Annotated in this window: 15 protein-coding genes and 1 riboswitch; of the genes, 5 read left to right on the top strand and 10 right to left on the bottom strand. The window is 75.0% G+C overall.

Annotated features, from left to right (window positions below; all coding sequences use genetic code 11):
• Positions 1-33: 33 nt before the first annotated feature.
• The 8 genes from menC to APR03_RS05400 all read right to left on the bottom strand — a co-directional run bounded on the left by menC (position 34) and on the right by APR03_RS05400 (position 12,411).
• Entirely contained in the window at positions 34-1,173 is a 1,140-nt protein-coding gene (gene menC, locus APR03_RS05435; RefSeq protein WP_253833507.1) for an o-succinylbenzoate synthase, read from the bottom strand.
• On the bottom strand, positions 1,173-2,033 hold the full coding sequence (locus APR03_RS05430) for a GNAT family N-acetyltransferase (protein WP_253833505.1): 861 nt from the start codon (positions 2,031-2,033) through the stop codon (positions 1,173-1,175). The genes menC and APR03_RS05430 overlap by 1 nt, the downstream gene beginning before the upstream one ends.
• On the bottom strand, positions 2,030-5,440 hold the full coding sequence (locus APR03_RS25170; RefSeq protein WP_253833503.1) for a serine hydrolase: 3,411 nt from the start codon (positions 5,438-5,440) through the stop codon (positions 2,030-2,032). The genes APR03_RS05430 and APR03_RS25170 overlap by 4 nt, the downstream gene beginning before the upstream one ends.
• Positions 5,437-6,252, bottom strand: coding sequence for an ABC transporter ATP-binding protein (locus tag APR03_RS05420; RefSeq protein ID WP_253833501.1), 816 nt, complete (start codon positions 6,250-6,252; stop codon positions 5,437-5,439). Before APR03_RS05420 ends, APR03_RS25170 begins: the two co-directional genes overlap by 4 nt.
• Positions 6,249-8,291, bottom strand: a complete 2,043-nt coding sequence (locus APR03_RS05415; protein ID WP_253833499.1) for a dipeptide/oligopeptide/nickel ABC transporter permease/ATP-binding protein — start codon at positions 8,289-8,291, stop codon at positions 6,249-6,251. The genes APR03_RS05420 and APR03_RS05415 overlap by 4 nt, the downstream gene beginning before the upstream one ends.
• Positions 8,291-9,295, bottom strand: a complete 1,005-nt coding sequence (locus APR03_RS05410) for an ABC transporter permease (protein WP_253833498.1) — start codon at positions 9,293-9,295, stop codon at positions 8,291-8,293. The genes APR03_RS05415 and APR03_RS05410 overlap by 1 nt, the downstream gene beginning before the upstream one ends.
• An 11-nt stretch (positions 9,296-9,306) precedes the next feature.
• Positions 9,307-10,923, bottom strand: coding sequence for an ABC transporter substrate-binding protein (locus APR03_RS05405; RefSeq protein WP_253833497.1), 1,617 nt, complete (start codon positions 10,921-10,923; stop codon positions 9,307-9,309).
• Between the two features lie 69 nt (positions 10,924-10,992).
• On the bottom strand, positions 10,993-12,411 hold the full coding sequence (locus APR03_RS05400) for a serine hydrolase domain-containing protein (protein ID WP_253833496.1): 1,419 nt from the start codon (positions 12,409-12,411) through the stop codon (positions 10,993-10,995).
• A gap of 287 nt (positions 12,412-12,698) precedes the next feature.
• Positions 12,699-12,856, top strand: a riboswitch (cyclic di-AMP (ydaO/yuaA leader).
• 65 nt (positions 12,857-12,921) lie between these two features.
• On the opposite strand from APR03_RS05400, the gene APR03_RS05395 reads away from it, so the two are divergent.
• From APR03_RS05395 to APR03_RS05380, 4 genes are all read left to right on the top strand, one after another.
• A complete protein-coding gene (locus tag APR03_RS05395) occupies positions 12,922-13,692 on the top strand; it encodes a C40 family peptidase (protein ID WP_253833495.1) in 771 nt (256 codons plus the stop codon).
• Positions 13,693-13,812: 120 nt separating this feature from the next.
• Positions 13,813-15,237 carry a purine-cytosine permease family protein gene (locus tag APR03_RS05390; protein ID WP_253833494.1) on the top strand — a complete coding sequence of 475 codons (1,425 nt, stop codon included), beginning with the start codon at positions 13,813-13,815 and terminating at the stop codon, positions 15,235-15,237.
• Positions 15,234-15,794, top strand: a complete 561-nt coding sequence (locus APR03_RS05385) for a cysteine hydrolase family protein (protein ID WP_253833493.1) — start codon at positions 15,234-15,236, stop codon at positions 15,792-15,794. The genes APR03_RS05390 and APR03_RS05385 overlap by 4 nt, the downstream gene beginning before the upstream one ends.
• A gap of 286 nt (positions 15,795-16,080) precedes the next feature.
• Positions 16,081-16,974, top strand: coding sequence for an SMP-30/gluconolactonase/LRE family protein (locus APR03_RS05380; RefSeq protein WP_253833492.1), 894 nt, complete (start codon positions 16,081-16,083; stop codon positions 16,972-16,974).
• A gap of 99 nt (positions 16,975-17,073) precedes the next feature.
• Here APR03_RS05380 and APR03_RS05375 read toward each other — a convergent pair whose 3' ends face one another.
• Positions 17,074-21,609 (bottom strand): choice-of-anchor G family protein, encoded by a 4,536-nt coding sequence (locus tag APR03_RS05375; RefSeq protein ID WP_253833490.1) that lies wholly within the window; start codon positions 21,607-21,609, stop codon positions 17,074-17,076.
• A 267-nt stretch (positions 21,610-21,876) separates the two neighbouring features.
• Positions 21,877-24,210 (bottom strand): helix-turn-helix domain-containing protein, encoded by a 2,334-nt coding sequence (locus APR03_RS05370; RefSeq protein WP_253833488.1) that lies wholly within the window; start codon positions 24,208-24,210, stop codon positions 21,877-21,879.
• A 223-nt stretch (positions 24,211-24,433) separates the two neighbouring features.
• Here APR03_RS05370 and APR03_RS05365 point away from each other — a divergent pair.
• A partial coding sequence (locus APR03_RS05365; protein WP_253833486.1) for an RNA polymerase sigma factor occupies positions 24,434-24,871 on the top strand: 438 nt, incomplete at its 3' end.

The following is a 24,871-nucleotide window of genomic DNA, read 5'->3' as shown; positions in this document are numbered from 1 at the left end:
TGTCGCCCGTGTCAGCGGCAGGCCACGGCACCGTCACACGTCGGCCAGCGGGAGCCACTCCGTACGGGTGGTGAGCTCGTCGAGCACCTCGGGAAGCGGGGCGACGCCGAGCCCCGGGCCGGTCGGCACGGCGAGGTGACCGTCGTCGAGCACGAACGGCTCCGTGACGTCGGTGCGGTAGAACCGGCCCGACCCGGACACGTCGCCCGGCAGCGTGAACCCCGGCAGCGCGGCGAGCGCCGCGTTGGCCGCCCGCCCCAGGCCCGTCTCCAGCATGCCGCCGCACCAGACCGCGACGCCGTGCGCGACGGCGAGGTCGTGGATGCGGCGCGCCTCCAGGTAGCCGCCCACGCGGCCCGGCTTGATGTTGATGACCGAGCAGGCGCCCAGCGTGATCGCGGCCGCGGCGGTCTGCGCCGAGACGATCGACTCGTCCAGGCACACCGGCGTCCGCAGGGCCCGGGCGAGCTGGGCGTGGCCCAGCACGTCCTCCTCCTCCAGCGGCTGCTCGATCAGCAGCAGGTCGAAGGGGTCGAGCTGCGCGAGGTGGCGCGCGTCGGCCAGCGTGTAGGCCGTGTTGGCGTCCACCTGGAGCAGCACGTCGTCGCCGAACCGCTCGCGGACGGCCCGCACCGGCTCCACGTCCCAGCCCGGCTCGATCTTCAGCTTGATCCGCACGTACCCCTCGTCGAGGTAGCCGCCCACGGCGTCCAGCAGCTCCGGCACCGAGTCGTGGATGCCCACGGACACGCCGCTCGGCACCCGGTCGACCACGGCACCCAGCTCGGTCGCGAACGACCGGCCCAGGGCGCGCAGCTCGGCGTCGAGCACCGCCATCTCCAGCGCCGCCTTGGCCATGCGGTGCCCCTTCACGGGCGCGAGCGCGTGGCCGACGGCGTTCGCCGTCAGCCCGCCGCCGGACTCCTGCCGGCGCACCAGCGCGGGCAGCAGGAACCGCCGCACGACGTCGGCCGCCGCGTCCACGTACTCCGCGGAGTACAGCGGCTCCGTCATGGCCACGCACTCGCCCCAGCCCTCCGCGTCGTCGGTGACCACGCGCAGCAGCAGGATGTCGCGCTCGCGCTGCGTGCCGAACGAGGTCCGGAACGGTGCCACGAGCGGCATGGTGATCCGGCGCAGCTCGATTCCCTGCAGCTTCGTCCCCTGCTTCATCAGACGTCTCCCGTGGTTGAGGCGGCCCCGGTGCGGGCCGGGACATGGACCAGGTAGCCGCGCTCGCGGTCGTAGCCGACGGCGGCGCCCGCCGCCAGGTGCGGCGCCAGGCTCTCGCGCACGCGCAGCCGCCAGTCGTGCGCCGCCGCGGGGTCCGTGGCGCGCAGGCGCTCGATGTCGGGCGGCACGGGCACGACGGCGTCGGGCGGGACGCCGTCCGAGCCGCCGGGCACGGAGCGCCAGGCGGCGCCGGGGGCGGCCGCGCGGATCACGGCGGGCGCCCGCAGGTCCCAGCGCACCAGCAGCCGGTCGGTGTCCTCGTCGCCGTTGATCGCGTCGGCCATGGGCCCGTAGAAGTTGGTGAGGTACTCCGTGGGCCGGGCCGCGAGCTTGACCACGTTGAAGTGGGCGTTGCGGGCCACGAGCGGGTCGTAGGTCCAGGCGATCTCGTCCACGCCGTGCCGCAGCGCCCAGGCCCGCTGGTGCACCTTGAGCGCGAAGCCGACGCCGCGTCCCCCGGTGCCGGGCGTCACGCCCGCGATGTGGCTGTGCAGGGAGCGCAGCCGCGGCGCCGCGTGGAACGCCACGCACGCGCCCACGAGCGCGCCGTCGCGGAACGCGCCGCCCACGTAGCTCTGCGTCTTGCTGAAGGCGCGCAGCAGCTCGGTCGAGACCGACGGCCTGCCCCAGATGCGGGTGAACAGGTCGCCGACGGCGGCCAGCTCGCCCAGGCCGGAGACCTCCCGGACGACGACGTGCGCCGCGTCGGCCGCCGTCCGGGCGTCGCGGCCGGCCTGCTCGACCAGGGGATCGGCCAGGGGATCTGCTCGGGGGTCGGCGTCGGCGAGCGCGTCGTTCACCGTGCGGTCCCGGGGACGCTCTGCGGCGCGGCCTCGCGCGCCGCGGTGCCGGGCAGCGGCTCGGCGTGCGGCACCTTGGGCGTCGCGCGGACGCCGAAGTGCAGGTACTCCTCGCCGGAGTCCAGCGTGTAGAAGGTCACGGGGAACCAGGTCTGCGTGCCCTCCGGGCGCACCACGTAGAGCCCGTCCGCGACGGGCACCAGCGGGTACTCGTCCACGGGCTGCTCCTCGAGCTCGGCCAGCGGGCCCAGCAGCTCGGAGCGCAGGCGGGGCCCGCCGTCGCTGTCGAGCACGTCCATCCGCACCGACTCGCGCCGGTACGTGCCGAGGTACGGCGTGATGTCGGTGGTGACCGGCTCGGCGGGCGGTGCCAGGGGGCGGGGCATCTCGACGTCGGCGAGCTCGGCGAAGATCTCGCGGTAGAGGTCCTCGTACAGGTCGCGGGTGTGCCCGCCGTTGGTCAGCAGGGTCACGGCCAGCCCCTCCTCCGGCAGGACCCGCAGGAACGCGGCCTGGCCGATGGTGTTGCCGTCGTGCCCGATCACGCGCCGGTCGTCCCAGCCGAACCGGATCCAGCCCAGGCCCCAGGAGTCGCCGAGCGAGTACTTGTCGGGCAGCTCCGCCTGGTGCCGGGCCATGGCGGCCGCGGCGCCCGAGGAGAGCAGGCGCGCGCCGTCGGCCGCCACGCCGCCGGTCAGGTGGAGGCGCGCGAACGCGAGCACGTCGGCCACGGGCGCCGTGACGAGCCCGGCGGGCCCGAGCGACCGGGGCAGCTGCCACACCGGGGCGGTCGCGCCGCCCTCGACGTGCCCGACGGCCGCGCCGTGCAGCAGCGCCTCCTCCGGGAGCGTCACGGTGCGGGCCAGCCCGAGCGGCGTGAACAGGCGCTCGCGCATCGCGGCGTCCCACGTCTGCCCCGTGACCTGCTCGATGACCCGGCCCAGCAGCGAGTAGCCCGAGTTGCAGTACGACCAGGTGACGCCGAGCGGGTGGTTCTGCGGCGCGTCGGCCAGCAGCGCCACGTACTTCTCCAGCACGTCGTCGCCGCGGCCCGTGTCGGTGAAGATGTCACCGTCGATGCCGCTGGTGTGCGTGAGCAGGTGGCGCACGGTCACGCCGGCGGTCACCTCGGGGCTCGACAGCTCCAGGCCCGGCAGGATCGTGGCCACGGGCGTGTCCAGGCCGAACGCGCCCTCGTCGACCAGCATCATCACCACGGTCGCGGTCCAGACCTTGGTGATCGACCCGATCTGGAAGATCGAGTCCACGGTCACCGGCTGCCCCGTGGCTGCGTTGAGCACGCCGGTCGCGGCGCGTACCACCTCGTCGGGCCGTCCGCCCGCGCCGACCCGCAGGATGCCGAGCTGCGCGCCCGGCACCTGGTGCCGCTCGGCCAGCACGGCCAGCCGGCGCTCCCAGTGGGCCGCGTCGAGGGCGGGCCGGGCCCGGTCGACGTCGAGCACGTGCTGGTCGAGCCACGCCACGGTGCGGCGCGCGTAGTCGAGGCGGTGGGACGGGCGTCCGGCGAGCGGGAAGATGTGGCTCCCGCCCGGGTAGAGCACGAGCTGGGTGGGCACGCCGCGCTCGCGCAGCGCGGTGTGCCACTGCTGCGCCTGGCCCACGGGGCAGCGCAGGTCGTCGGTGCCGTGCAGCACGAGCGTCGGCGTGGAGACCTGGTCCACGTTCGCGAACGGCGACATCTCGACCAGGCGCGCGGCGTCGGCGCCCCACGGGAAGGCGCCCAGCTCGATCTCGCTCATGAAGTGGGCCTCGTCCGAGGTGCCGCCCATGCTCGACAGGTCGGCCACCACCCCGCCCGCCACCGCGGCGGCGAACCGGTTGTCGCGGGCCGTGAGGTAGCAGGTCATGAACCCGCCGTAGCTGTACCCGCCCACGGCGAGGCGGTGCGGGTCGGCGTACCCCTCCGCCACGAGGGAGTCGACGGGCTCCAGGAAGTCGCGGGCGTCGGCCGTGCCCCAGGCGCCGCGCACGGCGTCGTAGAACCGGGCGCCGTAGCCGTCGCTGCCGCGCGGGTTGACCAGCAGCACGGCCCAGCCGCGGGCGACCAGGTCGTGGTGGTACAGGTGCATCTCGTCCGCGGCGCCGTTCCAGGCGTTGTGCGGGCCTCCGTGGACGTCCACGTACAGCGGCCGCGGGCCCACCTCGTCCGCGGGCTGCGGCGCGTGGCAGAGCCACGCCTGCACGCGCGTGCCATCGGAGATCTCGAACCAGCGCTCCTCGCGCACGAAGCCGGTGACGTCGGCCAGGGGCGCGCCGAGGTCGGTCACCACGCGCTCGGCGCCGACGGCGTCCAGGTCGATCGTCACGACCTCCCCGAACGAGGCGGGCGTGGCGAGCACGACGGCGGCCGTGCCGTCCGCCACGGACAGCCCCGAGACCACCCGGCCCGAGCCGCCCAGCACGAGGCGGGGCACACCGCCCGCCAGGGGTACGGCGTAGAGGTGGGTGCACCCGTGGTCGCGCACGCAGAACAGCACCTCGTCGCCCACGACGACGGGCTCGGCGCCCGGGTAGGCGGGGGCGCCCGCCATCACGTTGCGGTCCAGCGGCGCGGCGAGGTCGGCGACCTCGCCCGTGCCGACGCCGTCGGCGTCCAGCGTGATCCGGAGCAGGCCCGCGTGCCCGCGCGGGGCCCCGGCGTAGCCCACGACCAGCAGGTGCGCACCGTCCGGCGTGTACGAGACGGTCCCGGCCAGCCCGTCGGCGAGCGCCACCAGCACGGGCGGGGCCGCGGGGTCGGTCACCTCCAGCGTGTGCACCGCCGCGACGGGGTCGAGGTCGGAGGCGTCGGCGGGCCGGGTCGTGAAGGCCAGCCGGGCGCTGTCCGGGTGCCAGCCGACGGCGCCCACGTGCGTGTCGCCGAAGGTGAGCTGGCGGACGGCGGGGCCGGTGAGGTCCACGACGTGCACCTGGGTGCGCACCGTCGGCAGCAGGCCCGCGCCGTCGACGGCGTAGCCGAGGCCCTCGGTCACCAGGGGTCGCGCCGGGTCGGGCCCCGCGGGGTCGACGGGCGCGACGAACGCGATGCGTGTGCCGTCCGGGCTCCACACGGGTGCGCCGGCGCCCAGGGGTAGGTCGGTCAGGGCGGTCGCCTCGCCGCCCGCGGCGGGCAGCGTCCACAGCTGCGGCGGGCCCGCGGGTTCGGCGCGCAGGAAGGCGAGCGTGCCGCCGTCGGGCGACCAGGCGGGCGCGGTGTCGGCGCGGCCGTGGGTGAGCCGGCGCGGCGCGGCGTCGCCGGGGCCGGCGAGCCAGATGTTGTGCACGGCCGTGTCGGCCTCGGTGTCCAGCGTGCGCACCACGTACGCGAGCGCGCCGCCCGGCGCGAGCGCGGGCTGGGACGGGACGGCGATCGAGGGCAGGTCCTCGAGCGTGAGGTGACGGGTCACGTCGTACTCCTTGTGCTGGCGGGCTCGGTGCTGACTGGCTCGGTGCTGACTGGCTCGGTGCTGGTCAGTGGTGCCGGCACGGCGGCCAGCAGACTGCGGGTGTAGTCGTGCCGTGGCTCGCCGAGCACCTGGGCGGTCGTGCCCTGCTCGACGACCCGGCCGTGGTGCAGCACGGCCACCTGCGTGGCGACGTACCGCACGACGGCGAGGTTGTGGGAGATGAACAGGACGGTGAGGCCGAGGTCGCGCTGGAGCTCGCGGACCAGGTTGAGCACGGCGCCCTGGATGGAGACGTCGAGGGCCGACGTGATCTCGTCGGCGACCACGAGGCGCGGCCGGGCGGCCAGCGCGCGGGCGATCGCGACGCGCTGGCGCTGCCCGCCGGAGAGCTGCCCCGGGTAGGCACCGGCGCGGTCGGGGTCCAGGTGCACCAGCGTGAGCAGCCGGGCCACCTCGGCCCTCAGGGCCGCGGCTCCGCCGCCCGTCCGGTGCGGCACCGCCTCCGCGATGCTCTCCCCCACCGTCATGCGGGGGTCGAGCGACGAGGCCGGGTCCTGGAAGACCATCTGCACGGGGCTCGGGCCCCTGCGGCGGCGGGCCACGGGCTCGCCGTCGAGCAGCACGCGGCCGGAGTGCACGGGCACGAGCCCGACGGCGGCGCGTGCGAGCGTCGACTTGCCCGACCCCGACTCCCCGACCAGGCCCACGACCTGGCCCGGTGGCACGACCAGGCGCACGCCGTCGACGGCTGTCGTGGCCCTGCGCCCGGACCCGTACCGCACGGTCACGTCGTCGAAGCGGAGCTCGCTCACGCGACCACCACCGCGGGCTCGGCGGGCCGGCGCTCGCCGGGGTGCCAGCAGGCCACGCCGTCGACGAGCTCGGGGTCCTCGGTGCGGCAGCGCGCGTCGGCGAGCGGGCAGCGCGGCGCGAAGGGGCACCCGGCGGGCACGTCGGCGGGGTCGACGGGGCGGCCGGGGATCACGGTCAGGGGCCGGTCCAGGTCGGTCGCGAGGTGCGGCACCGCGGACACGAGCGCGCGGGTGTAGGGGTGGCGGGCGCCGGTGGCGAGGTGGGCGGCGGGCAGGTCCTCGACCACGCGGCCCGCGTACATGACGAGCACGCGGTCGCAGACGTCGGCCACGACCGACACGTCGTGGCTGATCAGCAGCAGCGCGACGGCGTCCTGGGCGCGCACCTCGGCGAGCAGGTCGAGCACCTGCCGCTGCACGGTGACGTCGAGGGCAGTGGTGGGCTCGTCGGCGACGATCAGCGCGGGGCTGCCCATCAGGCCGAGCCCGATCATGGCGCGCTGCCGCATGCCGCCGGAGAACTCGTGCGGGTACTGGCCGGCGCGCCGGTCCGGGTCGGGGATGCGTACGGCGCGCAACCGGTCGACGGCGCGCTCGCGGGCCGCCCGGCGTCCGAGCCGCAGGTGGTGGCGCGCGCCCTCGGCGAGCTGGGTGCCCATGCGCCGCACCGGGTTGAACGACGACATGGGGTCCTGGAAGACCATGGCCAGCTCGGTGCCGAGCAGGGTGTCGAGCAGGGTGCGCTGCGCGGCGGTCAGGTCGGTGGCCAGCAGGTCGGCGCCCTGGAACCGCAGGGTGCGGGCCGTGACCGTCGTGGGGGCCTCCAGCAGGCGCGCGACGGCGAGCGCCGTGAGCGTCTTGCCGGAGCCGGACTCGCCGACGACGCCGACGGCCTCGCCGCGGCCGACCCGGAACGTCACGCCCCGCACGGGCCGCACGGGGCCGCCCGGGGTGGGGACGGTGACGACGAGGTCGGCGACGTCGAGCACAGCGCCGGAGGCGCCGTCGGGCCCAGCGCCGGAGGCGCCGCCGGGCCCAGCGCCGGAGGCGCCGTCGTCGGCCACCGTCGGGTCCGGGGCGACGGCCCCGGGCGCCGTCCGGGACGCAGCGGCCCCGGCGGCACGGTCCCGGCGGGCGCGGCCGCGCCGCGTGCGGACGGCGCCACCGGCCAGCAGCGACACCCCGCCGAGTCCGTCGGCGGTGTCGATGCTGAACCCGCGGGCCACGGCCTCGCCGGTGAGGTTGAACGCGAGGCCCGCGACGACCACGGCGAGGCCGGGTACGAGCGCGGCGAGGGGGTCGAGGTAGATGCGGTTGAGGCCGTCCTGCATGAGGCGGCCCCAGTCGTAGGCGGGCGCCTGGACGCCGAGGCCGAGGAAGGACAGGCCCGCGAACGACAGCAGGGCGCCGCCCGCGCCGATGGTCGCGTTGACCACGAGCGGTCCGCCCACGTTGGGCAGCACGTGGCGCAGCAGGATGCGCAGGCGCCCGACGCCCGCGAGCCGGGCGGCGGCCACGTAGTCCCGGCTCGCGACGCCGGCCACGAGGGTCTGGCACAGGCGGGCGAACGCGGGGGCGCCGGCCAGCCCGATGGCCAGCACGGAGCCGACCTGCCCCACGCCGAACACGACCGCGAAGAAGAGGGCGAGCAGCAGGCCGGGGAAGGCGACGGCGATGTTGACGCCCGCGGTGACGAGCCGCCCGGCCCGGGCGCCGAGCAGCAGGGACGCGGTGCCCAGCAGCAGCCCGACGGCAACGGCCAGCGCGGTGGCGGCGAGTGCGAGCACCAGCGACAGCCGGGTGGCCACCAGGGTGCGCAGCATGAGGTCGCGGCCCAGGTTGTCGGTACCGGCCCAGTGGTCGGCGGAGGAGCCCTGGAGCATGGCGGCGGTGTCGATGGCCTCGGCGGCGTCGCCCCACAGGACCGGGGCCAGCACGGCGACGGTGAGCAGCAGCGTGAGCAGGCCGGTGCCGGCCAGCCCCACGGGGGTGCGCAGCACGGCGGGCAGGCGGCGCGGCGCGGACGGGCGGGCGGGCATCAGCTCTCCCCGATGGCGGAGCGGGGGTCGAGCACGGCGAGCGCCACGTCGACCAGGGTGTTCACGAGCAGCACGCCGACGCCGTAGACCAGCACCGTGCCCTGCACGAGCGGGTAGTCCTTGGCGAGGATGGAGCTGACGATGGTGCTGCCCAGGCCGGGCCAGGCGAACACGCTCTCGACCAGCACGGTGCCGGCCACGAGCTGGCCGAGCAGCAGGCCGCCGAGCGTGAGGCTCGCGGTGACGGCGTTGGGCAGGGCGTGCCCGAGGTGCACCACCACGGGTGGCAGCCGCTTGGCGCGCGCGGTGCGCACGTAGTCGGTCTCCAGCACGGCCAGCATCTCGACGCGCACGATGCGCGCGAGGATGGCGGCGGGCCCGACGGCGAGCGCCAGCACCGGCAGCACGAACGACCCGGCACCGTCCTGCCCCGCGATGGGCAGCCAGCCGAGCGTGACGCCGAAGACCCAGACGAGGGCGACGGCGAGCAGGAAGTCGGGGATGGTGGCCAGCAGCACGCTCGTGGACGCGAACCCGAGCTCGGTGCGCGGCGCCCGGCCGCGCCGGGTGGCGACGGCGACGGCCACGCCGACGGGTACCGCGACGAGCACGGCGGTGAGGAACGCGAGCAGCGCGAGGCCGGCGGTGGCGGGCAGGCGCTGCGCGATCGTGTCGGCGACGGGCAGGTGGGAGCCGAACGAGGTGCCGAGGTCGCCGGTCAGCAGGTGGCGCAGGTAGGTGAGGTACTGCTCCCACAGCGGCTGGTCCAGGCCGAGCGACTCGCGCCGCGCCGCGACCAGCTCCGCCGAGGCGGTGGGGCCGAGCGACGCGCGCACGGGGTCGCCCGGCACCAGGTGGATCATGCCGAAGGCGGCGGTGACGAGCACCCAGAGGGACACCAGCAGCCGCCCGGACCGGCGCACGGCGAACCGCACCCACCGGTGGTGGGCGAGGGCGGGCACGCGGTCCGGGAGGGCGGCCGCCGGTGCCGTCGGGGTCGTCATGGTCGCCGCCCTCAGCCCAGCACGCGCACGCTGGTCGGGACGATCGAGCCGTTGGAGAGGAACTCGGCGCCGCTGCCGTAGACCGTGACGACGCTGTTGGCGAACGCCGTCAGGTTGGTCTCCTCGATGAGGGCGGTCTCCGCGGCGAGCCAGGTGTCGCAGCCCTCGGTGCCCTGCATGGCGGTGGCGCGCTCGACGGCGTCCGCGTACTCCGCGTTGTCGATCGCGGCGAAGTTGCTGCCGCCGTCCGCGATCGCCGGTCCGGACAGGAAGCCGACGAGCTGGTCGGGGCTGTTCACGTTGATGGGTTCCCAGGCCACGTCCCAGGCGCCCGAGCCGAACAGGATCTCGGACAGCTCGGTGGTGTTCTTGCCGGAGACCTGCACGTCGACGCCGAGCTCGGTCCAGGCGGCCGTGGCGAGCTCGGCGGCGGACCCGCCGCCCGTGCCGAGGCCGGTGTCGTGCAGGAACGTCACGGTCAGCGGCTCGCCGTCCTTGGCACGCACCCCGTCGGCACCCAGGGTCCAGCCCGCCGCGTCCAGGGTGGCGGCCGCCGCGGCGGGGTCGTGGTCGGGCAGGGCCGCCGTGATCGAGTCGCCCGTGCAGGCCGCGGGGCTCACCGTCGCCAGGGTGGTGGGCGGGCCGCCCTTGCCGGAGGTGAGCACCTGGCCCAGCTCGTCGAGGTCGAGCGCCTGGGCCAGCGCCGCGCGCACGGCCGGGTCCGCGGTGACGTGCCCCTCGGCGTGGTTGTACCACTGCTCCCCCAGCACCGACGCGGACTCGACGGTGTACAGGCCCGCCGCGTCCAGCCGCTCGGTGTCGGGGCCGATCACCTGCGCCGCGTTGACCTCGCCCGAGAGCAGCAGGTTGGCCACCGTGGTCTCGTTGGCCACCACGCGCACGCTCACCGTGGCGGGCGTGCCGGGCTCGACGGTGCCCGCGCCGTCGGGACCCCACACGTAGCCCTCGCGGACGGTGTACGTGTAGTGGTCGTCCGGCACGGCCTCCTGCAGCACGAACGGGCCCGTGCCCGCCGTCGCCGCCGCGAGCAAGTCGCGGTCGGCCAGCCCCGCGTCGCAGACCATCGCCAGGTTGGACAGACCCTCCAGCAGGAACGGCGCAGGGGCGGCGAGCTCCAGCGTCAGCGTGTCCCCGTCGGCCGACGCCGTGACCCCCGCCGGCAGGTAGGCGCCCAGGTACGGGCTCTCGTTCGCGGGGTCGGCCACGTAGGTGATGTTCGCCGCGGCGGTCTGCGCGGTGAACGGCTCGCCGTCGGAGCACGTCACGTCGTCGCGCAGCGTGAAGGTCGCCGTCGTGCCCGCGACCGTCCACTCCGTGGCGAGCGACGGCACGATCTCGGCGGAGTCCGCGTCGACGCCCACCAGGGAGTCGTACGCGAACCGGCTCATCGTCACCACGGCGCTCGCGGCGGACGCGTGCGGGTCCAGCGCACCCGGGTCGGTGGCCACGGCGAGCGTGAACGTGCCGTCGGTCGCGTAGGACGCCGGCCCGGTGCCGCCGTCGTCACCGCCGGAGCAGGCGGCGAGCGTGGTCGAGGCCGCCGCGAGCGCCAGCAGCAGCACGGCGGGGCGCGCGGCCCGTCCGGGCGGGGAGGTCAGTCGTCTCACGGGAGTCCCTCTCGTCGGAATGTCGTCGACGGCGCCGTACCGGTCGTGGTCCGGCGCCGGAGGTCGGTGTCAGCCCGGCACGCGCGCGACGGCGCGGCCGTGGTGCAGGTACGCGGCCCGGCCGGCGCCGTCGTCGCCCACGAACGCGTAGACGGTGTGCCCGCCGCCCGCCTCGTCCACGGAGATCAGGGCGTCGGCGGCGTAGCGGACCAGCTCGGTGCGGGCGGGCGTGTCGCCCAGCTCCGCCGCCATGCCCTTCGGGGTGCGGTCCAGCCACACGCGACCGTCGTCGTCCCCGCTGACCGCCAGGTCGTACAGGCTGTCCGCGTACCGCCCCGCGTAGCGCCCCGGGTCCACGGGTCCGGGGGCGGACGGCGGCACCGGCCGCCCGGGCAGCGTGACGCCCGCCAGCTCGTGCACCAGGTGCCCCACCACGTCCTCCGCCAGCCCGAGCACGTCGCCCCCGTTGGTCAGCAGGGCCACTGCCACACCCGCGGCGGGGACCACCCGCAGGAACGCCGCCTGGCCCACCGTGCCGCCGTCGTGGCCGACGACGGCCCCGGCCTCGGCAGCCGCGTAGTGCGACCAGCCCAGACCCCACGCGGCCTCCCCCGACCCGGTGTCCGGGACCGCCACCTGGACCTGCCGCGTCGCCGCGACCGACGCCTCGCTCAGCACCCGCGTGCCGTCCGGGGCCACACCGCCCGCCAGGTGCATGCCCGCGAACGCGACCAGGTCCCGCGCCCGCATCGCCAGCATCGAGCCCGCCGGCGCGTTCGACCGGGCCAGCGCCCACACGGGCGCGGGCGTCCACCCGCCGTCAGGCCCCGGGACGTGCCCGACCGCCGCGCGGTGCAGGATCGCCTCGTACGGGCTGGGCGACACGTGCGTCAGCCCCAGGGGCTCGGCCAGCAGCCGCGTCAGCGCCGCGTCGTAGGGCAGGCCGTGCAGCACCTCCGCCAGCCGGCCCAGCACCACGAAGCCCGCGTTGTTGTAGGAGAACAGCGCACCCGGGGCGAACAGCTGCGGCAGGTCGCCCAGGCTGTCCACGTAGCGCTCCACGGCGTCGTCGCCGCGGCCCGTGTCGGTGAACACGTCGCCCTCGAAGCCCGCCGTGTGCGACAGCAGGTGCCGCGTGGTGATCGCGGCGCTCGCGGACTCGTCCCCGACCCGGAAGCCGGGCAGGTAGGTGCGCAGCGGCGCGTCGAGGTCGAGCGCGCCGTCGTCCACCGCGCGCAGCACCAGGGCCGTGGTCCACAGCTTGGTGATCGAGCCGATCTGGAACACGGAGTCGGTCGTGGCCGGCACGCCGGTCGCGCGGCTGAGCACGCCCGCCGCGGCGTCCACGACCTGCCCGTCCGCGAGCACGGCGACGCTCGCGCCGGGCACCCCGCGGCGTCCGGCCAGGTCAGCGAGGTGCTCGTCGAGCCAGGCCGCGGCGCGGGGCGCCGCTGCGGGGGTGCCGTTCGGGGTACCGGGGGACGTCATGCCGACACGCTAGGGAAAGCCCGATCCGGGGTGTTCGTCCGGTCGGACAAGGAGAAATCGGACCAGTTGTGCGTCAGGACGAACCGGCGGGGGTCGCGCGTCCCTGACCAGGGGCGACGGGTGCGCGGTGTGACCTATCCCATACCTCGTAGGACCGTCAAGCGGTGCAACACGCCAGGCCGCGACCGTGACGCGATTGTGACTATTCGCGATCGGGGGTTACGGTCGTTCCCGCTCCCGGGCAACTCCGCGAGCTCTCGAGGCGGACGCCGAGCCCTGTCACCGCCGAGGGACCTGCTCCAGAACCATGACAGGGACGGGGGACCCACGATTTGCGGGCACCATCCGGTGCCCTTGGGGTGAAGCCGCGCAGCACGTCTCGCGGCCGGGTCAGTTCTCCGACCCGAATCCGACAGCTGACCTCGTAGGCGCCAGGAGAAGACCGACGTGACCACTCGCACGCCCGGGCGCCATCGTGCTGCCCACGCACCCATCACCCCCCTCACACCCTTGACCCGCGCCGCCGCGCGTGGCCTCACGGCCACCGCCCGCCGCGGCGCCCTCGTCGCAGCGGGCTCCGGCCTCGTGGTCTCGCTGCTCAGCGTCCCCGCCGACGCCGCGCCCGTCTCCGACGAGAACACCGCCACCGCGGAGCTCGAGACGGTGAAGGACGCCGCCGCGCGGGCCGTCGCCGACGCCCCGCAGGACGCCGTCGTGGGCGACACCGTCGCCGCCGCCGCCGTCGAGGCCGCCACCGTGGCGCCGGCCGTACGTGTCGCCGCCGACAGCACCTTCGAGCTGGAGACCGGCACCATCTCGGTGACCCCGGCACCCGAGCCGGAGCCGGAGCCCGAGCCCGTCGTCGAGCCGGAGCCCGTCGTCGAGGCCGAGCCGGTCGCCGCCGCGGCCGAGGAGCCCGCTCCCGAGCCCGCCGTGGCCCCCGCGGCCGCCGGGTCGGACGTCGTGTCCATCGCCATGCAGTACCTGGGCGTGCCCTACCTGTGGGGCGGCTCGACCCCCGCCGGGTTCGACTGCTCCGGCTTCACCTCGTACGTGTACGCCCAGGTCGGCATCAGCCTGCCGCACAGCTCCTCCGCCCAGCGGAACGTGGGCACCGCGGTCTCGGCCGCCGAGGCGCAGCCGGGCGACCTCATCTGGACCCCCGGCCACGTGGCCATCTACGCGGGCGACGGCATGCAGATCGAGGCCCCGGTGCCCGGCGAGACCGTGCGCTACACGTCGATCTGGCAGAACAGCCCGACGTTCCTCCGCGTCGGCTGACCGGCGCCACCCGAAAGGGCCCCGCTCCCTCTGGGTGCGGGGCCTTTTCGTCTGCCCGGGGCCGACCCGTGTGACGCACGGCCACGTGACGGGGCGCGGGCGCGGTGGGAAGATCCCGGAATGAGCTCACCCACGAGCGTGGAGACCAACGCGCTCAACACCATCGACGAGTCCGAGCGCAAGGGCTCGCCGCGCAACCTCTTCTGGCCCTGGTTCGGCGCCAACGTGTCGGTGCTCGGCCTGGGCTACGGGTCCTACCTGCTCGGCTTCGCCGTCTCGTTCTGGCAGGCCGTCGTGGTCGGCGTCGTCGGCATCGTCGTCTCGTTCCTGTTCTGCGGGTTCATCTCGCTGGCGGGCAAGCGCGGCTCGGCGCCCACCATGGTGCTGTCGCGCGCCGCGTTCGGCGTGCGCGGCAACACGCTGCCCTCCCTGCTGTCCTGGATCCTCACCGTCGGGTGGGAGACCGTGCTCGTGGCGCTGGCCACGCTCGCGACCTCCACCGTGCTCGGCGCGCTCGGCTGGGGCGGTGGCACGGTCACCAAGGTCGTGGCCCTCGTCGTCGTGGCCGGCATCGTGGTGGTGGCGGGCATCTTCGGCTTCGACCTGGTGATGCGGCTCCAGGTGGTCATCACCGTGCTCACCGCCGTCCTCACCGTCGTGTACGTGGTGCTGGTGGCCGACCACGTCGACTGGGCCGCCGTCGCCGCGCTCCCCGCGGGCGGCACGCCGCAGGTGATCGGCGGGCTGGTGTTCATGATGACCGGCTTCGGGCTCGGCTGGGTCAACATGGCCGCCGACTACTCGCGCTACCTCCCCCGCAGCGCCTCCGGACCGCGCATCGTCGCCTGGACCACGTTCGGCGCGTCGCTCGCGCCCGTGGCGCTGCTGGTCTTCGGCCTGCTGCTCGCGGGCTCCGACCCGACGCTCGACGAGGCCATCGGCGCCGACCCGATCGGCGCGCTGTCCACGCTGCTGCCCACGTGGTTCCTCATCCCGTTCGCCGTGGTCGCGCTCGCCGGGCTGATCGGCGGCGCGGCGCTCGACATCTACTCGTCGGGCCTGGCGCTGCTCTCCCTGGGCCTGCCCGCCCCGCGCTGGGTCGCCGCCGCGATCGACGGCGCCCTCATGGTGGTCGGCGCGGTCTACGTGGTGTTCGTCGCCGACTCGTTCATCGGGCCGTTCCAGGGCTTCCTCATCACGCTCGGTGTGCCGGTCGCCGCCTGGTGCGGGGTGCTGCTCGCGGACATCCTGCTGCGCCGCCGGGACTACACCGACGCGGACCTGTACGACGCGGCGGGCCGTTACGGCGCCGTGCGCTGGCCCGCCGTCGTCCTGGTGCTCGCGGGCACCGCCGTGGGCTGGGGCCTGGTCACCAACACCTACGCCCCCTGGCTCCAGTGGCAGGGCTACCTGCTCGGGCCGCTCGGCGGGGTCGACGGCGACTGGGCGTGGGCCAACCTCGGCGTGCTCGTCGCGCTGGTGATCGGCTTCGCCGGGACGCTCCTGCTCAGCGCCCGCGCCGTCCGCCGCCAGGAGGCGCGATGAACGCCGGGACGGACGCCGCGCTCGTCATCATCGACATGCAGGACGTCTTCGCGCGGCCGCCCAGCCCCTGGGCCTCCCCCGACTACCCCACCGCACTGACCGGCACCCGGCGCCTGCTGCACGCGTTCGAGGGCCGCACGGTGCTCACGCGGTACGTGGCACCCACGGTGCCCGACGGCGCCTGGCGCGCCTACTTCGAGGAGTGGCCCTTCGCGCGGGTGCCGGAGGACGACCCGCTGTACGAGATCACCGACCTCTCCGACGTCGCGGCGGCCGGCGCCCCGGTGGTCACCCGCACGACGTTCGGCAAGTGGGGCCCCGAGCTCGACGCCGCGACGGGCGGCGCGGGCGAGCTGGTGCTCACGGGCGTGGCCACCGACTGCTGCGTCATCTCGACGGCTCTGGCCGCCGCCGACGCGGGCCGCCACGTGCTCGTGGTCGAGGACGCCTGCGCGGGCTCGACCCCGGAGAACCACGAGCGGGCCCTGGAGATCATGCGCCTGTACGCCCCGCTCATCGAGGTGACGACGACGGCGGAGGTCCTCGCGTCGCACTGAGGCCGGACGCGGGGGTCGACCGCCGTCCGGGTTCCTCCCCTTCGAGACCGGACGTGCACCGCCGCCGGCCGGGTTCTTCCTCTTCGAGACCGAGCCGCTCTCTGCCTACGCGTTCCCGGAGAGCTCCCAGCGTGCCCGTCCGCGCGGCCGCCGCCGTCGGCCCGAGTCCCTCCTCTTCGAGACCGAGCCTGCTTCGCTTTGACGGGCGTCAAAGCGAAGAAACGTAGGGTTCGAAGAGGAGGGGCGCCGGTCGCGCCCGGACGAGCATGCCGACGAAGGAGACGATGTGGCCCTGGACAGGATCCGCGTGCAGTGGGAGCGGCACGACGAGCGGTTCGCGCCCGTGCGCGGCGACCGGTTCGCGAGCGTCTTGTACGACGACGGGGCCTGGCTGGAGGGACCCGCCTGGTCGCCGGCGTGGCGCACGGTGCTGTTCAGCGACATCCCGAACGACCGGGTGCTGTCGTGGGACGAGGCCACGGGCGCCGTCGGCGTCTGGCGCAGCCCGGGCGGGTACGCGAACGGACGCACCGTCGACCGCGCCGGGCGCATGCTCCAGTGCGAGCACGGCAGCCGCTCCGTGACCCGTACCGAGCCGGACGGCACCGTGACGGTGCTGGCCGACCGGTGGGCGGGCAAGCGGTTCAACAGCCCCAACGACCTGGTCGAGCACAGCGACGGCAGCGTCTGGTTCACCGACCCGACCTACGGCATCCAGAGCGACTACGAGGGTTTCGCGGCCGAGTCCGAGACCGCCGGGAGCCACGTCTACCGGCGCGACCCGGACGGTGCGGTGACCCGCGTCGCCGACGACTTCGCCGGACCCAACGGCCTCGCGTTCTCCGCCGACGAGCGCACGCTGTACGTCTCCGACACCGAGCGCGCGCACCTGCGGCGGTTCGACGTCGCGCCCGACGGGACGCTGTCCGGCGGCGAGGTGCTCGCCACGTGCGACGCCGGGGCGTGGGACGGCGTGCGGCTCGACACGGCCGGCCGCATCTGGGGTGCCGCCGCCGACGGCCTGCACGTGCTGGACCCCGACGGCACGCTGCTCGGCAAGCTGCTGCTGCCCGAGACCTGCTCCAACCTCGCCTTCGGCGGCGCCAAGCGCAACGTGCTGTTCGTGACGGCGACCCACCTGCTCCTCTCGATCCGGGTCACGGCCACCGGCCTGCGCTGACGGACCCGGACGCGGGCCGGCCCGGCACGATCGTGTCGTGCCGGGCCGGCCCGGGTCGAGCGGCGGCCGGGATCACCGGCCGCCGGTCTCACCGTGGGGTCACTGCTCGTCCGGCAGGCGCCCGGCCGCGGTCGCCAGGGCCATCGCGACCTCACGCCGACGTCGGATCAGCAGCGCGCCGAGGCCGAGCAGCAGGAGCGTGCCCGTGACGAGGGTGGCCACGTCCGCGCCGGTCGCGGCGAGGCCGTCGCCGTAACCCGAACCGTCGCCGGAGCCGGAGCCACTGCCGTTGCCGGAACCGTCGCCCGACCCCGCGCCCGTGGGGCCGGCCCCCGAACCGCTCCCGGCACCGTCGCCCGCACCGTCGCCGTCACCGTCACCGTCGCCCGCACCGTCGCCGTCACCGTCACCGTCGCCCGACGGCACGGCCACGACGTCGAACTCCGCCGTCGCCGAGTCGCCGAGCACCACGCTGGTGGCGATGCCGGTGTGCTCGCCCGGTGCGAGGTCGGCCAGCACGGTGAAGGTCCACTCGACCGTGCCGGACTCGTCCGCGGCCACCGCGGCGAGCGCGATCGGCGTGGACCGGATCTGGCCGACCACCATCTCGCCCGGCTCGAAGCCGGACGCGAGGAAGGTCTGGCTGTCGCCCGCCGTCACGGAGTCCTCCTCGAACCAGGCCGTGAGATCCCGGGCGTCCGGCCCGGTCACGACCAGCGGCGCCTCGGCCGGTGTCCCGGTCTCGTCGTCCGTGGCGACGACGGTGTGGTCGCCGGGCTCGGCGTCGTCCGGCACGCACAGCTCCACCGTGAACGCACCGGCCTCGTCGGCCTCCGCGGTGACCGGCTCACCGACGGGGTTGCCGTCGGCGTCCGTGAGCTGCACCGTCACCGTGCTGTCCGGGGTGTACCCGGTCCCGGTGACCTCCGTGCACTCGCCCGGGTCCACCTCGGCCGGGTCCACCGTGATCTCCGGGGTCAGGTCCGAACCCTCGACCACGATCGGCGTCGAGGCGCCCTCGCCGCCGTCCTCGGGCTCGGCCACGACCTCGTAGTCACCCGGCTCGGTACCCTCCGGCACCGTGTACTCCGTGGTGAAGCCGCACGCCTCGTCCGGGGTGACCGTCACGGGTTCCCCGACGGGGTTGCCGTCGGCGTCCGTGAGCTGCACCGTCACGGCCGCACCGGCCGGGAAGCCGGTACCGACCACCGTCACCGTCCCACCGGCCTCGACCGACGACGGTGCCACCGTCAGCGCCGGCTCCGACTCGCACTGCTCCGCCGCCGTGATCACGGTCAGCGGCGCCTGTGCGGCCGTACCCGTGGTGTCGTCCGTGCCGACGACGGTGAAGTCGCCCGGCTCGGCGTCCTCCGGGACCACCAGCGGCGTCGTGAAGGCGCCGGTCTCGTCGGTGTCCACGACCACCGGCTCACCGACGGGGTTGCCGTCGGCGTCCGTGAGCTGCACCGTCACGGTCGAGTCGGGCGTGTAGCCCTCGCCCGTGACCGTCGTCGTGCCGCCCGCCGCCACCTGCGACGGGTCCACCGAGATCTCCGGGGTCAGGTCCGCCGCCTCGACCGTGATCGGCGTCGAGGCGCCGTCACCGCCGTCCTCGGGCTCGGCCACGACCTCGTAGCCGCCCGGCTCCGTACCCGCCGGGACCGTGTACTCGGTGCTGAACGCGCACGCCTCGTCCGGCGTGACGGTCACCGGGTCGCCCACGGGGTTGCCGTCGGCGTCGGTGAGCTGGACCGTCACCTCGACCCCGGCCGGGAAGCCCGTGCCCTCGACGGTCACGGTCTCGCCCGCCGGGACCGACGACGGGGTCACCGTCAGCGCCGGGTCCGAGTCGCACTGCTCGGCGGGAGCGGTCACGGTCAGCGGCGCCTCGGCCGGCGTTCCCGTGGTGTCGTCCGTGCCGACGACGGTGTGGTCGCCCGGCTCGGCGCCGTCGGGCACGCACAGCTCGACCGTGAACGCGCCGTCCGCGTCCGTGCCGGCCGTGACCGCGTCGCCCACCGGGTTGCCGTCGGCGTCGGTCAGCTGCACGGTCACCGTGCTGTCCGGGGTGTAGCCGGTCCCGGTGACCTCCGTGCACTCGCCCGGGTCCACCTCGGCCGGGTCCACCGTGATCTCCGGGGTCAGGTCCGAACCCTCGACCGTGATCGGCGTGGAAGCGCCCTCGCCGCCGTCCTCGGGCTCGGCCACGACCTCGTAGTCACCGGGCTCGGTGTCCTCCGGCACCGTGTACTCGGTGCTGAAGCCGCACGCCTCGTCGGGCGTCACGGTCACCGGCTCGCCCACCGGGTTGCCGTCGGCGTCGGTCAGCTGCACCGTCACCTCGACTCCGGCAGGGAAACCCGTACCGACCACGGTCACCGTGCCACCAGCCTCTACCGACGACGGCGTCACCGTCAGCGCCGGGTCCGACTCGCACTGCTCCGCCGGCGTGATCACCGTCAGCGGCGCCTCGGCCGGGGTACCCGTCGTGTCGTCGGTCGCCACCACCGTGAAGTCACCCGGCTCGGCGTCCTCCGGCACGCACAGCTCCACCTCGAACGCACCATCCGCATCGGTCTCCGCCGACACCGGCTCGCCCACGGGGTTGCCGTCGGCGTCCGTCAGCTGCACCGTGACCGTCGAGTCCGGCGTGTACCCGGTACCCGAGACCACCGTGCACGCCCCCGGCACCACCTCGGACGGATCCACCGTGATCTCCGGCGTGACCGCCGTGCCCTCGGCCACCGTCAGCGGCGCCTCGGCGGGCGTGCCCGTCGTGTCGTCGGTGCCGACCACGGTGAAGTCACCGGGCTCGGCGTCCTCCGGAACCACCAGGTCGGTGGTGAAGGCGCCGTTCTCGTCGGTGTCCACGACCACCGGGTCGCCCACGGGGTTGCCGTCGGCGTCCGTGAGCTGCACCGTCACGGTCGAGTCGGGCGTGTAGCCCGCACCCGTGACCATCGTCGTGCCGCCCGGGGCCACCTCGGACGGGTCCACCGTCAGCGTGGGCGCGATCGCGGCCAGGTCGCACGCGTCGATGCGCACGCCCGCGTTGCCGAGGCTGATCCGGCCGGCGTCGGCCGACTGCACCAGGCCCAGGCTGAGCGCGGAGACCTCGACCTGCCCGAGCAGCTCGGCGCCGTCGGCCGTGGTGCAGACCGCCGTCTCCTGGTGGTTGATCTGCAGCGAGACGAACTGCACCAGCACGTCGAACACGGGTGACAGGGCCGCCCCGATGGTCGAGGTGATGCCGGTCTTGAGGTCGTTGATCAGCAGCTCGAAGATCTGGTCGCCCGCGTCGCTGATGATCAGGTCGTAGACCGTGCCGAAGAGCGGTGCCGCGGCGGTGCCCAGGCCGTTGATCGTGGTGGCCAGCAGCGTGCCGGTGATCGCCTGCGTGCCCGTGCTGTTGTTCTCCACGAGCGGGAAGTCGCCGTTCACAGCGTCGGCCAGCGGTACGGACCACGACACGTCGAGCGTGCCGAGCACGGACTCGTCGTAGAAGGCGATGTTGATCGTGACGGCGTCCAGCGAGTCCTCGATGGCGCCGATCAGGATGCGCGTGGCCTCCTGCATGATCTCGTGCACACCCTCGGCGATCTGCGGGTAGGTCTGGTCGTCGAGCACCTCGTAGTTGGGCGCGAGACCGTTCATGCCGACGTCGTCACCGCCGCCCCACGGGTCGTTGCCCTCCACCAGGTGCTCGAGGTGCACCTGCAGCTCGCCCGTGGACAGGTCGAGCGTGACGAGCTGGTTCGCCGACGTGATCGGCTCGCCCACCACGGACTGGAACAGGGTCTCCTGCAGGTCGGAGTCCACGGTCAGCGTCGGCTCGGGGATGCCGGGCACGGCCGCCAGCAGGGCGGTGAGCGCCGACAGGTCGAACGTCTCGTTGACCAGGCTCTCGATCTGCGCGTCGATCGCGCCGCCGATGTCGTAGATCCCGGCCGCTGCGTCCTCGACCAGGGGCGAGTGCACCAGCAGCGTGCCGTCACCGAGCCGGTACTGCCCTGGGCCCGTGACGCCGCCGTCGGGGTCGAGGATCACGCCGTCCTCGGCGATCACCTCGGCACCCAGGGCGCCGAGCTCGATCGTGAGCTGGTCGACCACGGCGTCGGTCAGGCCGTCGACGCCCGCGAGCCGGGCCAGCGAGAGCACGTCGATGCTCGCCGTGCCGAACGCGTCCTCCGCTCCGTCCAGCGTGACGCCGCCGTCGGCGCCCAGCAGGCCGGACACCGCGTGCGCGTCGGCCGGACCCGACGCCTCGCTCGTGCTGGCCAGCGCGCCGATCTGCCCGAAGTCGAGGAGCTGGTCCACGGGGAGCTGGATGTCGCCGATCTGGATGAGCTGGGACCCCAGCAGGTCGACGTCCAGGTTCTCCGTGTTCGGCCCGGGGTTGCTCACCGACCCCGCGTCGGAGCTCGCGGCGCCCAGCAGCGCCTGCTGCAGGAGCTCGGCCGCCAGCACGCTCGCGGCGGCCTCGGCCGGCTCGTCCGGGTAGTTGTCGACGGCGACGGCCGGCAGGCCTGCCGCCGTGACCAGGAAGGCCGAGGCGGCCACCGCGGCGAGGCCCCTGCGCACCGTCGCGCGGGCTCGCTCTCGCCTCCTCGTGAACGGCACATGCGTCGAGATCACCACGAGCACTCCTCACGTTCGCGCCCTGTCCCAGCGGCGTCGGAAATGACGAAGGGCGGCGCTCGGTACGAAGCGCGCCCCGTGCCAGAAGACCTATGCCGGGGCCTTTCCGCCACGCGGGAACGGCACGTCTGCATCAGCGCAGTGGAGTGCAGCACACCGTGCACTCGTGCAACCGCCGACAATTCACCCCACAAGGGCGTCGCCATTTCGGGTGCATTCCCGCGTCATGGAAAAAGGGGCGAAAAAGGGTGGGTGAAAAATACCTCATGCCGAACCGGCGAGCCAGCCGGGCGGATCCACCTGGGCCCGCTCGACCAGGTCTCGCCGGTCGCGCAGGCCAAGGAGCAGATAGATGGCGCGCAGCCGGTTCGCCACCGACCGCACCGACAGGTACGCGGCGGACGCGATCTGCGCGTTGGTGGCGCCGCCGAGGGCCAGCCGGACGATCTCGCGCTCGTCGTCGGCCAGCCGGTCCCAGGCGAGCGGGGCCGACCCTCCCTCGCCCGCGGACGTCGTGTCGACCCGCGTGCGCCAGCCGGGCGCGCCGCTCAGCCGGGCGAGCGTGGCCGCCTCGCGGAGCGCCGGCTCTGCGGCGGTGTGGTCGCCGTACGCCACGCAGTGCCGGGCGTAGGCGACGAGCGAGCGCAGGCGCTGCCACAGCGACACCGGGGACGGCGCGTGGGGCAGCCAGCCCTCCACGCCGGCCGTGAGCGCGGCCCGCCCGGCCAGCAGCGCCCGTGTGCGGACGTAGGCGGCCGCGGCATCGGGCGCGGCCCGCTCCTCCGGATCCACCGGGGGCTCCACCAGCCGGCGCACCCGCGCCGGGATGCCGTCGCGGATGCGACCCGCGGCCACGACCGCCTCGACCAGGTCGGCCCGGATGTGGGCGCGCCCCCGGTAGGGCCACGAGCAGCGTTCCAGGCCGATGGTCAGGAGCTCGGCGGCCCGCTCGGCCTGGCCGACGGCGAGATGGGCGAGGCCCAGGTCCGCGGCGAACTCGCCGAGCGCGCGCGACGACGACGCCCCCGCCGGCGCGGGCAGGTCACCCTCTGGCACGCGCCCGTCGAGCAGCGCGTCGACCACGATCCGCAGCCCTCGCACGGGCAGCCAGTCCTCGACCGCCGGCCGCAGCTGCGCCGCGTGCCAGAGGTGCGCCCGCACGTCCGCCGCGCGGCCCTCGACCACGGCGACCCGCGCCTCGGCCACGTCCCGCGCCACGATCTCGGCGACGCTGCGCCCCTCGGCGGGGCGTGCCCGGTCCAGCAGGTGCCGCGCCCCCTCGACGTCGCCCAGCAGCAGGTGGGCCCGCACCTGGACGCAGACCCCCACCCAGTGCAGGCCGGGCGTGCCGGCGAGCACGCCGAGGTCGGCGCGCAGCCGTTCGGGGTCGGCCACCTCGCCGAGCCGCTCCAGCGCCACGAGCTCCGTGGCGACGCGCACGCCCGCGGCGCGCGCGCCGTCGTCGGCGCCGCCCGTCCACCACAGGTGGTCGGACCACTCCGCGACGGTCGCCGCGTACCGCCACGGCTCCGCGACGCCGGCCCACGCGGTCCCCGTCAGGAGCACCACGCCGACGGCGCGGGCGACGGCCCGGGGGTCGTGGTCGGCCGCCGGGAGACCGGGGAGGTCGTCCAGGTGTAGCCCCTCGAGCACGGCCTCGACCGCGGCGTCGGGGGCGAGACCCGCCGGGTCCCGCCCGGCACCCGATCGCTCGCGGCACAGCAGCGCCAGCAGCGGGTGGGCGGCGCCCACCGTCGCCGCGAGGCGTTCCGCCTCGGCCGGGGTGAGCCCGTCCAGCAGCACGCGGTAGGCCCGCCGCGCCACCGGGCCGACGGCGTGCGGCCCCGCCCACTCGGCGCTGCCCCGGAGCTGGGCCGCGCTGAGCGGGTCGGCCAGCTCCAGGGCGACCCGCACGTTGCCCGCGCTCCACCGGTGGAGGCGCTGCGCGACGTCGGCGGCCACCGGCTGGCGGAGCGTGCCCGCCACCACCCGGCGCAGCGACGGCTCGTCGAGCGGCCCGAGGGCGAGCACGTCGAGGTCGTCGGGCAGCACGCCGTCGGGCACGTGCCGCACGGCGGCGATCACGCGCCAGCCACGCTCGTACGCCGCGTCGGACACACGCTGCAGCCACGCGGCACGCGCCGGGGACAGGGTGTCGAGGTCGTCGACGACGAGCACGCGCGGCCCGGGGCCGAGGTCGCCGCCGAAGCCGCCGGACACGGCGTCCACCAGCCCTACCGGGTCGAGCCGGTGCTCGCCGTCCGGCCCGGGCGCCGTCCATGCCGCCAGGTCCAGGCGGGGCAGACCCGCCGGGCCCTGCGCGCCGGGCCGCGCCGAGGCCGACCGCACCACACGCACGACGCCGTCCCGCATCCCCGCCCGCCCCAGCGCGGCCAGCACCGTGACGCTCTTCCCGCTCCCGCTCAGACCGCTCACGACCAGCGTCGTGGGGTCCACGCCCGTCGCGAACGCGGCGATCGCTCGCAGCTCGCGCTCCCGGCCGTGAACCACGCGGTCCAGCCCCCCGTCGCCCTCGACCGCGCGCTCCGGTGCGACCACCGGACGTATCGCGGCGGAGGGCCCGCTCTCCGGACCCACGCCTGATTCCTTCCAGCCAGCTCCATGAATGGTGATGGTTCTGCCACGGGCAGCCTAAGTCAGTTATCGGCTCGCGCGATCCGAACTCGGACAGGATTCCCGGGGCCTTTTCCGTATGCTGTGTCATCGACCCCGTGTCGCATTTCCGGGGTGCAATTGGGACATAAACCCCTTCTGTGAATCAAAGGGTGTGGGCAGTGCCGTGCCGGGGGAAGGAGGAGCCGTGAGCATGCCGGAAGGCGGGGTGCACGACTGGGTGGTGCATCGCCGGAACGTCGTGCGCTCGGTCGCCGCCCGCGTACCCGGCATCGACGCCGAAGAAGCCACCAGCCGCGCCCTGGAGAAGATGGTCCGCCTGCACACCACCGGCGCCACCATCACCGACCCCGCCCCCTACTGGCGACGCGCCGCGGTCAACGAAGCCATCTCCATGACCCGCGAAGCCGGCCGCACCACCCCCGTCCAGGACGACACCCTCGAGGACCTGACCCCACCGGCCCACGGCGCCGAGCTGGACACCGAACGCCAGGCCGACGTCACCATGCTGCGCACCGCCCTGGCCGACCTGGCCGACGAGGACCGCCAGCTCCTGTTCGACCGCCACGTGCACGACAAGGCCGTCACCGACATCGCCACCGGCCTGGGCGTCCGCCCCCACGCC

It is taken from the genome of Promicromonospora thailandica (assembly GCF_024171955.1).
GTDB classification, from domain to species: domain Bacteria; phylum Actinomycetota; class Actinomycetes; order Actinomycetales; family Cellulomonadaceae; genus Promicromonospora; species Promicromonospora thailandica.
Note: the sequence above shows the minus strand (reverse complement) of the source record. Positions and strands in the feature narration are given on the sequence as shown.